Here is an 11285-nt window from a genome sequence, read left to right on the forward strand (position 1 = left end):
TCGTACCGGATTGCCCCATGTCACCACGCAAAGCCCTTCCCACCGCCCTGGCCCTGGGCCTGACCCTCGCCGCCGGTGCCCACGCCGATGAAGGCATGTGGATGCCGACCCAGCTGCCGGAACTGGCCAAGCCGCTGCAGGCTGCGGGCTTCAAGGGCAATCCGGCCGACCTGGCCAACGTCACCGCGCCGCCGCTGAGCGCCGTCGTGCGTGCCGGTGGTGGCACCGGCTCGTTCGTGTCCGCCGACGGCCTGCTGCTGACCAACCACCACGTGGCGATGGGGGTGATCCAGTACAACAGCTCGCCCGAGCACAACCTGATCGACAACGGCTTCATCGCCAACGGCCGCGCCGATGAGCGCCCGGCCAACCCGGACTTCCGCGTGCTGGTCACCGTCGGCTTCGACAAGGTGACCGACCAGGTGCTGGCGCAGGCGCGCGGCAAGACCGGCCGTGCCTACTTCGATGCGGTGGATGCGGCCAGCAAGCAGATCGTGGCCGAGTGCGAGAAGGACGGCAGCGTGCGTTGCTCGGTGGCCAACATGTACTACGGCACCGACTTCTACCGCATCGCCCAGCTGGAACTGAGCGACGTGCGATTGGTCTACGCGCCGCCGCGTGCGATCGGCAACTACGGCGACGAGATCGACAACTTCATGTGGCCGCGCCACACCGGCGACTTCACCCTGCTGCGCGCCTACGTCGGCAAGGACGGCAAGCCGGCCGCCTACAGCAAGGACAACGTGCCCTACCAGGCACCGGCACACCTGCAGATGTCGGTGGAAGGCCCGAAGGAAGGCGACTACGCGATGCTGGCCGGTTACCCGGGCATCACCTACCGCCACCGCACCGCCGCCGAATTCGCCGGCCAGATCGATGCCGTGCTGCCGCGCCGCGTGTCGGTGTTCCAGCAGATGATCGACACCATCGAAGCCGCCAGCGCCAAGGATGCACAGGCGCGTACCCGCTACGCCTCGCAGCTGCAGTCGCTGAAGAACAACCGCAAGCGCGCCGCCGGTGAACTGGAAGGCCTGCTGCGCAGCGATGCCAAAGCCCAGCGCGCCGCCGACGAAAGCGCGATGCTGGCCGCCACCGACCGCAGGTACCAGGGTGATATCAAGGCGCTGCTGGCCAACCTGTCGCAGGGTGCGGCGGTGGGCGAGCGTGACCTGCTGCTGGACCAGATGGCGATGCAGAGCCAGCTGCTGCGCACGGCATTGCTGCTGGAGCGCCTGCGCATCGAGTCGGCCAAGCCCGACGCGCAGCGCGAGAGCGGCTACCAGCAGCGCGACCAGGCGATGATCGAAGGCGTGCTCAAGCAGGTGCAGCGCCGCTATGCGCCGGAGGTCGAGAAGGCGCTGCTGACCACCCTGCTGACCCGCTACCAGCAGCTGCCGGATGCGCAGCGCGTGGCCGAGTTCGACGCCGCCTTCGGCCGCACCCCGCAGCAGCTGGCCAAGGCATTGGACACCCTGTACGCCGGCACCCAGCTCGGTGACGAGGCGCAGCGCCTGTCACGCTTCGCTGCCGCCCGCGAAGGCAAGGCGCTGGCCGCCGATCCACTGATCGCCGTGGCCGGCCCGCTGGTGGCCGCGCAGCTGCGCATCGAGAACGAGAGCAAGACCCGCGAAGGCGAGCAGCTGCGCCTGCGCCCGGCCTACATGCAGGCGCTGTTCGCGTGGCGTGCCAAGCAGGGCCGTGCGGTGTACCCGGATGCCAACCGCACCCTGCGGATCAGCTACGGCAAGGTGGAAGCATTGCATCCGCGCGATGGCGTGACCTACTCGCCGGTGACCACCGTGGCCGGCATCGTCGAGAAGAACACCAACGCCTATCCGTTCGATGCACCCAAGCCGTTGCTGGCGGCGATCGCCAAGGGTGACTTCGGCAGCACCGCCGATCCGGCGCTGAAGACCCAGACGGTCAACTTCCTGACCAACCTGGACACCACCGGTGGCAATTCCGGCTCGCCGGTGCTCAACGCCAAGGGTGAACTGATCGGCCTGAACTTCGACAGCAACTGGGAGTCGGTCAGCGCCAGCTGGTGGTTCGACCCGCGCTACAAGCGTGCCGTGCACGTGGACATGCGCTACCTGCGCTGGCTGCTGGCCAAGGTCTACCCGGCGCCCGAGCTGCTGAAGGAAATGGGCGTGCCGGCCCAGTAAGAAGCCGGCCACGACCAACGGTCGTGGCCCGCACCGCGTAGGCCCCCACCCTGTTGGGGGTGGTTGCCCCCAACGAGCCCGTGCACCCGGCCATGCCTGGCCTACACTGCGGGTTCCTCCGACGGAAACACGCGCGTGGTCTCCAGCTGGATCCTGCTGCTGGTCTCGGTTGCCTATGCCGCGCTGCTGTTCGGCGTGGCGTGGTGGGGTGACCGCCGGCCGATGTATCCCGACCGGCCATGGCTGCGGCCGGTGGTCTACAGCCTGGCGCTGGCGGTGTACTGCTCGTCGTGGACCTTCTACGGCGCGGTGGGCACCGCCGTGCGCAACGGTGTGGGCTATCTGCCGATCTATATCGGCCCCTTGCTGCTGCTGCTGTTCGGCTGGCGCATCATCGAGCGCCTGGCGCTGATCGCGCGCAGCCAGAACGTGGTCTCCATCGCCGATTTCATCTCTTCGCGTTTCGGCCGCTCGCGGCGGCTGGCAGCGCTGGTGGCGATCATCGCGCTGATCGGCATCATTCCGTACCTGGCCCTGCAGTACAAAGCGGTGGCGATGAGCCTGCAGGTGCTGACCGGCAACACCGGCCCGACCGGCTTCTTCAGCGACCCGGCGTTGTACGTGGCCCTGTTGATGGCGCTGTTCGCCACCCTGTTCGGTACCCGCCAGGTCGATGCCACCGAGCATCACCACGGCATGATGCTGGCCATTGCGCTGGAGTCCGTGATCAAGCTGGTGGCGATGGTGGCGGTGGGCGTGTTCGCCTACGTCTGGCTCAGCGACCGCAACGAAGCGGTGGTGGAGTCGGTGCATACGCTGTTCACCGGGCTGCCTCCGGTGGGCTTCCTGTCGCAGACGCTGCTCAGCTTCCTCGCCATCATCTGCCTGCCGCGCCAGTTCCACGTAGCGGTGGTCGAGTGCGGGGATGTGCGCGACGTACGCCGTGCGCGCTGGATGTTCGGCGGCTACCTGGTGCTCATCTCGGCGATGGTGCTGCCGATCGCCACCGCCGGTGTCAGCCTGTTCGGTACCGGCAGTGGCGTGGCCGATGACTCGATGGTGCTGGCCCTGCCGCTGGCGGAAAGGCGCAACACACTGGCGTTGATTGCTTACATCGGGGGCTTCTCCGCGGCGACCGGCATGGTGATCGTGTCCTCGATCGCGCTGGCCACCATGGTCAGCAACGACCTGGTGATGCCGGTACTGCTGCGCCGAAGTGGTGATCACCAGGAAGCCGCCGACGTCGCCTCGCGCGTTCTGTGGATCCGCCGGCTGGCGATCCTGCTGCTGGCGCTGATGGCCTACAGCTACTACCGCAGCAGCAGCAATGACAGCACCCTGGCCAGCTACGGCCTGATGGCGTTCGCTGCCGTGGCGCAGTTCGCACCGGGGCTGATCGGCGGCCTGTACTGGCGTGGCGCCAGCCGCCGCGGCGTCGAGGCGGGCATGCTGCTGGGCTTCGGCACGTGGTTGTACACGCTGCTGCTGCCAGCGATGACGATGGCCGGCTGGATGGACGCCGGCTGGGTGCAGAATGGCCCGTTCGGCATCACCTGGTTGCGCCCGCAGCAGTTGTTCGGCATGACCGGTTGGGACCCGCTGACCCATGGCACGTTCTGGTCACTGCTGGTCAATGCGGCGACGATGATGCTGGTGTCCGCGCGCTGGCGACCGGGCGTGGACGAGCGGCTGCGCGCCGCGCCATTCCTCGATCCGTATGCCGAGCGCCCCTCGGTGGCCGGTGGCTGGCCCGGTCATGTGCACGTGGGCGACCTGCTGGCACTGGCCTCGCGTGTGGTCGGTGAACGCCACGCGCGGCGCGCCTTCTTCGAGCAGGCGCAGTCGCTGGGGCGCGAGCTGCAGTCCTCGGCACCGGCCGACCGGCCCTGGGTGCAGTTCACCGAGCGCCTGCTGGCCGCATCGATCGGCGCGGCGTCCGCGCGGCTGCTGCTGACCAGCCTGCTGCGCGGCTCGGGCATGGACCTGGGCGAAGTGGTGGCGGTGCTGGATGAAGCCGGGCAGGAGCTGCGTTTCAACCGCGAGATCCTGTCGACCACGCTGGAGAACATCAGCGCCGGAGTCAGCGTGGTCGATCCGGACATGCGCCTGACCGCCTGGAACCGTCGTTACCAGGACATGTTCGGTTACCCCGACGGCATGCTTTACGTGGGGCGCCCGGTGGCGGACCTGATCCGCTACAACGCCGAGCGTGGCGAGCTTGGCGAGGGCGACATCGAGATCCAGATCAACCGCCGCATCGGCTACATGCGCGCCGGTTCACCACACGTGTTCGAGCGCACCCGCAGCGACGGCAAGGTGATCGAGATGCGTGGCCAGGCGCTGCCCGGTGGCGGCTACGTCACCAGCTACAACGACATCACCGATTACAAGCACGCGGAAAAAGCCCTGCTGGAAGCCAACGAGACGCTGGAACAGCGCGTGGCCGAGCGCTCGCACGAGGCCGAGGTCGCGCAGCAGTCGAAGACCCGCTTCCTGGCGGCGATCAGCCACGACGTGCTGCAACCGCTGAATGCCGCGCGCCTGTTTGCTTCCGCGCTGCGTGACAGTGACCACGTCAGTGACGAGCAGAAGCATCTGGCCGAACGCGTGGACGCCTCGCTGCGTGCCGCCGAGGAACTGCTCGATGGTCTGCTGGATGTATCGCGGCTGGATGCCGGTGGCCTGCACCCGGTGATCGGCGAGTTCGACGTGAGCGCGCTGATGCGGGAGCTGGCCGCGCAGTACACCCCGGTGGCCGCGGGCCGTGGCCTGCGCCTGGACCTGTTCGCGCGCCCGGCGTGGGTACGCAGCGACCGCCGCCTGTTGCGCCGCGTGCTGCAGAACTTCCTGGCCAACGCGCTGCGCTATACCCGCCAGGGCCGCATCGTGCTGGCAGTACGCCACCGTGGTGACGAAGTGGAGCTGCAGGTGTGGGATACCGGCCCCGGCATTCCCGAGCACCACATGCGGCAGATCTTCGACGAATTCCACCGCTACCAGCAGCCGTTCGACTGGGGCGAGCAGGGCCTCGGCCTGGGCCTGTCGATCTGCCAGCGCATCTCGCGCCTGCTCGACCATCGGTTGAACGCACGCAGCCGGGTCGGCAAGGGCTCGATGTTCTCGATCATCCTGCCGCGGGTGGCGCCGCTGCCCGGATACACCGAGTTGGCCACGCCGGCACAGGCCGTGGCCGCACCGGTACGCAGCGATTCGCTGGCCGGGCTGCGCGTGCTGTGCGTGGACAACGACGAGGAAATCCTCGACGGCATGCGCGCGCTGCTTGGCCGCTGGCAGGTGCAGGTGATCACCGCCGCGACCGTCGACCAGGCGCTGGAGAAGATCGCCGAGCGTCCGCAGGTGATGCTGGTGGACTATCACCTGCACGACCGCATGGACGGCCTGGATGCACTGGTGGCCCTGCGCGATGCGGCGGGCTACCCACTGCCCGGTGCGCTGCTGACCGCCGACGGCCGCGATGAACTGAAGCGCATGGCGCGCGAGCGCGGCTACCGCGTGCTGACCAAACCGATCAAGCCGGCCTCGCTGCGCGCCTTCCTGGGCGCGCTGCGCGATGCGCAGTAGTGCCGGCCGCCCGGCAGTAGATTCGCGCCATGCGTGGATGTGACGTCTGGTAGTGCCGGCCGCTGGCCGGCAACCACGCAATCGCGGGCGCGTTACCCCACGCCATGCAGGTGTTCGTACAGGATCGTCGCACCGATGATCACCAGGATCACGCCGCCGATGATCTCGGCGCGCTTGCCGACCATGCTGCCCAGCACGCGGCCGAGCATGATGCCGGCAGTGACCATGGTCAGCGTGCACAGGCCGATCACCGCAGCCATCACGCCGATATGCACGTCCATGAAGGCCAGGCCGATGCCCACTGCCATCGCGTCGATGCTGGTGGCAAAGCCGGTCAGCGCAAGCTTCCAGAAGCCGTGGTGCTGCGAAGGATCTTCTTCTTCCCCGGCACTGTCCGGGCGCAGGCCGTTGTAGATCATGTGGATGCCCAGCGCGCCGAGCAGGCCGAAGGCGATCCAGTGGTCGAAGGCTTCGACGTACTGCAGGGCGGCACGGCCGAGCAGCCAGCCGATGATGGGCGTGATCGCTTCGATGACGCCGAAGATGATGCCGGCGCGCAGCGCATCGCGGAACACCGGCTTGCGCATGGCGGCACCCTTGCCGATCGCCGCAGCGAAGGCATCGGTGGACATGGCGAAGCCGATCAGGAGGATCGAAACAGGAGACATGGCGGCAGCGGAAGGTCGGGCTAGGACGGACGCACGGCCTGCGCTCGCGCCCAACCTGGTGTTGCGCGCGCGGGCCGCTGGTCTCGCCAACCATCATGGTTGTCCACGCCACGGCGCACTGGCCGAGTATGTTGACGTGGACGATTCCTGCGAAGGAATCCGGCTACTCCCCAAGGGGACGCGAAGCTTAGCACCGCGATCCGCGCGTGGCGCGTTTCCAACGAAACGCGCAGGCAGGGCTGGTTTGTATAGCGATGGCTATACCGCGAGCACAGCGGTGCCTGGTAGTGCCGGCCGCTGGCCGGCAGGTGCAACGTCAAAAGCGTGCCAAGCAAGCTTGGCACCTACCGGAGCGGTTTCATGCGTCTCGCGCGTTTCAGGGAATTGCCGGCCAGCGGCCGGCACGACCGTCAATCCTCTTCCGGCGGCAGCACGATGGCGTCGTCGTCGATCGCCAGCTTGCCGGCCATCAGCACGGCCTGGGTGCGGTTGGTCACGCCCAGCTTGCGCAGGATCGCGGTGACGTGCGCCTTGATCGTTGCTTCGGAGACGTTGAGGTCGTACGCGATCTGCTTGTTCAAGCGGCCGGCGCCGAGCATCTGCAGCACGCGGAACTGCTGCGGGGTCAGCTCGCGCAGGCGCTGGCCCACCTCGCGTTCCTCGCTGCCGGTGGGCGGCACGTTGTGCGCTTCCGGCGGTGCCCAGGTCTCGCCATCGAGAATGGTGCCCAGTGCATGGCCGATGGTGTCCGAGTCGGCCGACTTTGGAATGAAGCCGAGCGCGCCGTGGTCGAGCGCGCGGCGCATCACCGTGGCTTCCTCGCGCGCGGACACCACCACCACCGGCAGGTGCGGGTGCAGCGAGCGCATGTGCACCAGCGCGTTGAAACCCTGCGCACCGGGCATGTTGAGATCCATCAGGACCAGGTCGGCGTCGTTGTGCTGGTCGGCCAGCGCGTACAGCGCTTCCACGCTGTCGGCTTCGAACAGCTGCACGCCCGGGATGACCCGCTGCACCGCCCCACGCAGGGCTTCGCGGAACAGCGGGTGGTCATCGGCAATCAGGAGGGTGGTCATGGGTCGAGCTTATCGATCAGGAAAAAGAGCGACGTGATGGCAGGTGCAGGACGGGTCGGACGGGGCCGGGTCCCTCCTCCCGGCCACGTCCCTGGCGCGTCCTGCACCTGCAGTCACGCCATCAGCGCACCTTGCGCTCGTCCACCAGCGACGCCACCACCGACGGATCGGCCAGGGTAGAGGTGTCACCGAGCTGGTCCGGCGCGTTCTCGGCGATCTTGCGCAGGATGCGGCGCATGATCTTGCCCGAGCGGGTCTTCGGCAGGCCCGGTGCCCACTGCAGGTGGTCCGGCGTGGCGATCGGTCCGATCTCCTTGCGCACCCAGGCGACCAGTTCCTTCTGCAGTTCGTCGCTCGGTGCTTCTTCGGCCACCAGGGTCACGTAGGCGTAGATGCCCTGGCCCTTCACGTCGTGCGGGAAACCGACCACGGCCGCTTCGGCCACCTTCGGGTGCGAGACCAGCGCGCTTTCCACTTCGGCGGTGCCGATGCGGTGGCCGGACACGTTGATCACATCGTCGACGCGGCCGGTGATCCAGTAATAGCCGTCCTCGTCGCGGCGGCAACCGTCGCCGGTGAAATAGCTGCCGGGGTAGGTGCGGAAATAGGTGTCGATGAAACGCTGGTGGTCGCCGTACACCGTGCGCATCTGGCCCGGCCAGGAATCACGGATGATCAGGTTGCCCTCGGTCGGGCCGTCCTGGATCTCGCCATCGGCATTGACCAGCGCCGGCTGCACGCCGAAGAAGGGCAGGGTGGCCGAGCCCGGCTTGAGGTCCATCGCACCGGCCAGCGGCGAGATCAGGATGCCGCCGGTTTCGGTCTGCCACCAGGTATCGACGATCGGGCAGCGGCTGTCGCCGACCACCTCGTAGTACCAGCGCCAGGCTTCCGGATTGATCGGCTCGCCGACGCTGCCAAGCAGGCGCAGCGAGGCGCGCGACGTCTTCTTCACCGGCTCCTCGCCCTCGCGCATCAGCGCACGGATGGCGGTCGGAGCGGTGTAGAAGATGCTCACCTTGTGCTTGTCGATCACGTTCCAGAAGCGCGAGGTATCCGGATAGTTCGGCACGCCTTCGAACATCAGCGAGGTTGCGCCGTTGGCCAGCGGCCCGTACACGATGTAGCTGTGGCCGGTGACCCAGCCGACGTCGGCGGTGCACCAGTAGATGTCGTCCTCGCGCAGGTCGAACACCGCTTCATGGGTGTAGGCCGCGTACAGCAGGTAGCCGCCGGTGGTGTGCAGCACGCCCTTCGGCTTGCCGGTGGAACCGGAGGTGTAGAGGATGAACAGCGGGTCTTCCGCGTTCATGCGCTCGGGTTCGCAGGTGGCCGGCTGGCTGTCCACCACGTCGTGGAACCAGCGGTCGCGCGGCGCCTGCATGTCCACCGCGCCGCCGGTGTGGCGCACCACCAGCACGGTTTCCACGGTATTGGTGCCGGGCAGCTTCAGCGCGGCATCGACGTTGGCCTTCAGCGGAATCTTCCGGCCGCCGCGCAGGCCTTCGTCGGCGGTGATGATCAGCTTGCTCTGGCAGTCGCTGACGCGGTCGGCGATCGAGTTCGGCGCGAAGCCACCGAACACCACCGAGTGGATCGCACCGATGCGCGCGCAGGCCAGCATGGCCACCGCAGCGTCGACGATCATCGGCAGGTAAATGGTGACCCGGTCGCCCTTCTTGACGCCGAGGTTGCGCAGCGCGTTGCCGAGGCGGCAGGTGCGCTCGTACAGCTCGCGATAGGTCACGTGCTGGGCCGGCGCGTCGGGACCATCCGGTTCGAACAGCAGCGCGGTCTTGTCGCCGCGCGTGTCCAGCTGGCGGTCCAGGCAGTTCACGCTGGCATTGAGCTCGCCATCCTCGAACCACTTGATGTGGAAATCGGACAGGTCGTAGCTGACGTTCTTGATCTTCGTCGGCTTGCGCATCCATTGCAGGCGCTCGGCGGCCTTGCCCCAGAAACCATCCGGGTCGGTTACCGAAGCCTGGTACTGCTGTTCGTACGACGTCTTGTCGATGCGTGCCTTGGCGGCGAACTGCGGATCGACGGGGTAGATATCAGCCATGGCACCCTCACTTGCACGTTGACTTTGTATGTGCAGTCGCAGCATCGCGGCGACCGATTCCCCTCAGTTTGCCCCATCCACCCCCGGCCGCGTCACCACCCTGGTTAGACCATGGTCGAAAGTGAGCGCCCAGCAGGGCCGGGTTCGACCAATGGCGAATAGCCGCTGTGCGCGAACGCCCCGCAGTCTCGGCTCGACCGTGCCCCACGCGCGGCATCACCTTGCCACTTGGGAGAGAGGGCAACATGAGCCACCGTACGTTGAAAGCCGTGCGCACACCTTTGGCGGCCTGCCTGTTGGTCGCCCTGGTCGCACCGGGCATGGCGTTCGCAGAGACCGCCAAAGAGAAAGCGCTGGAAGCACGCGTTGCCGAACTGGAACGCCAGGTCCAGCTGCTGCTGTCTTCGCAGCAACAACAGCAGACCCAGATCAGCCAGACCCAGCAGGCGGTGACCGAAGTCCGCACCGTGCAGGCCGGGCAGAAGCCGGTCGCACAGGTGCCGGCCGGGAAGCAGCCGATCCAGGTCACCACCATCACTCCGGGCGCCGCGCCGGGCACTACGGTCAAGATCGGCGGCTTCATCAAGGCCGACTTCCTGGCCACCCAGACCAGCGATGGCCAGCTGGCCGACGATGCCACCGGCCGCTCGCTGTACCTGCCGGGCCAGACCCCGGTGGAGGGTGCCGGCGGCACCGGCAAGCGTTCGGGCACCGACCTCAACGCCCACGCCAAGTTCTCGCGCTTCAACCTGGGCATCGACAACGTGAGCGAGTCCGGCAACAAGGCCGGCGCGTTCTTCGAGATGGACTTCTTCGGCAATTCGCTGGGCAACCAGACCGCCACCAACACCTATGGCGTGACCCTGCGCCACGCCTACATGTACTGGAACAACTGGCTGGCCGGCCAGACCTGGTCCAACTTCATGGACGCCGCCGCGCTGCCGGAAGCGGTCGACTTCGTCGGCCCCACCGACGGCGTGATCTTCGTGCGCCAGGCCCAGGTGCGCTACACCCAGGGCGGCTTCAGCGTCGCGCTGGAGAACCCGGAAACCACCACCCTCACCGGTACCCGCAACCCGGTCACCGGCGCCTGGACCAATGCCAGTGCCAACTCCGATCGTGGCAGCCTGCCCGACCTGACCCTGCGCTATGGCTGGAAGGGCGACTGGGGCACCTTCGGTGTCGGTGGCATCGTCCGCCAGCTGAAGGTCGACAACCAGGCCACCGGCGCCAAGGCCGACAAGGTGGCCGGCGGCCTGACCCTGGGCGGCAAGTGGGTGATGGGTGACAGCGATTCGCTGCACTACCAGCTGACCGGCGGCGAAGGCATCGCCCGCTACATCGGCCTGGGCATCACCGCCGACAGCGCCTTCGACGTGGCCCGCGACGAGCTCAACCCGACCGGCGTGCTTGCCGGTTATGTGGGCTGGCGGCATGCGTTCTCGCCGAAGCTGCGCACCAACCTGATCTACGCGCGCAGCGACTACGACAACGACAGCGTGCTGGGCCCGCTGGTGACCAAGAGCGTGCAGAGCGTGCGCGGCAACATCTTCTACTCGCCGCTGCCCAAGGTCGATATCGGCGCCGAGCTGATGTACGGCCGTCGCGAGATCGAGAACGGCAACAAGGGTGACATCACCCGATTGCAGTTCACCACCAAGTACAGCTTCTAAGAGCGTGCCGGCCAGCGGCCGGCACCTACCGAGATGGGGTGCCGACCAAGGTCGGC

At 67.4% G+C, this 11285-nt stretch carries 6 protein-coding genes and 1 riboswitch; of the genes, 3 read left to right on the forward strand and 3 right to left on the reverse strand.

The features are described from left to right. Window positions 1-17: 17 nt before the first annotated feature. Together N5C18_RS06055 and N5C18_RS06060 are read left to right on the forward strand one after the other, a co-directional pair. Window positions 18-2165 carry a S46 family peptidase gene (locus N5C18_RS06055; protein ID WP_279944053.1) on the forward strand — a complete coding sequence of 716 codons (2148 nt, stop codon included), beginning with the start codon at window positions 18-20 and terminating at the stop codon, window positions 2163-2165. Window positions 2166-2300: 135 nt separating this feature from the next. Further along, window positions 2301-5747 (forward strand): PAS domain-containing hybrid sensor histidine kinase/response regulator, encoded by a 3447-nt coding sequence (locus N5C18_RS06060; RefSeq protein WP_279944054.1) that lies wholly within the window; start codon window positions 2301-2303, stop codon window positions 5745-5747. A 92-nt stretch (window positions 5748-5839) separates the two neighbouring features. Here N5C18_RS06060 and N5C18_RS06065 read toward each other — a convergent pair whose 3' ends face one another. From N5C18_RS06065 to acs, 3 genes are all read right to left on the reverse strand, one after another. After that, window positions 5840-6415: a manganese efflux pump MntP family protein gene (locus N5C18_RS06065; protein WP_053510497.1), complete on the reverse strand. Its 576-nt coding sequence runs from the start codon at window positions 6413-6415 to the stop codon at window positions 5840-5842. An 88-nt stretch (window positions 6416-6503) separates the two neighbouring features. Then, a riboswitch (yybP-ykoY riboswitch) is annotated at window positions 6504-6593 on the reverse strand. Window positions 6594-6825: 232 nt separating this feature from the next. Then, window positions 6826-7491 (reverse strand): response regulator transcription factor, encoded by a 666-nt coding sequence (locus N5C18_RS06070; RefSeq protein WP_006477308.1) that lies wholly within the window; start codon window positions 7489-7491, stop codon window positions 6826-6828. A gap of 121 nt (window positions 7492-7612) precedes the next feature. Then, entirely contained in the window at window positions 7613-9556 is a 1944-nt protein-coding gene (acs, locus tag N5C18_RS06075) for an acetate--CoA ligase (protein ID WP_049455828.1), read from the reverse strand. A 245-nt stretch (window positions 9557-9801) separates the two neighbouring features. Between acs and N5C18_RS06080 the strand changes: the two genes are divergently transcribed. Then, the gene (locus N5C18_RS06080) at window positions 9802-11229 is read left to right on the forward strand and encodes a DcaP family trimeric outer membrane transporter (RefSeq protein WP_279944055.1); all 1428 of its coding nucleotides are present in this window, start codon (window positions 9802-9804) and stop codon (window positions 11227-11229) included. Window positions 11230-11285: the final 56 nt, after the last annotated feature.

It is taken from the genome of Stenotrophomonas sp. GD03930, from assembly GCF_029839665.1.
Lineage (GTDB): Bacteria > Pseudomonadota > Gammaproteobacteria > Xanthomonadales > Xanthomonadaceae > Stenotrophomonas > Stenotrophomonas forensis.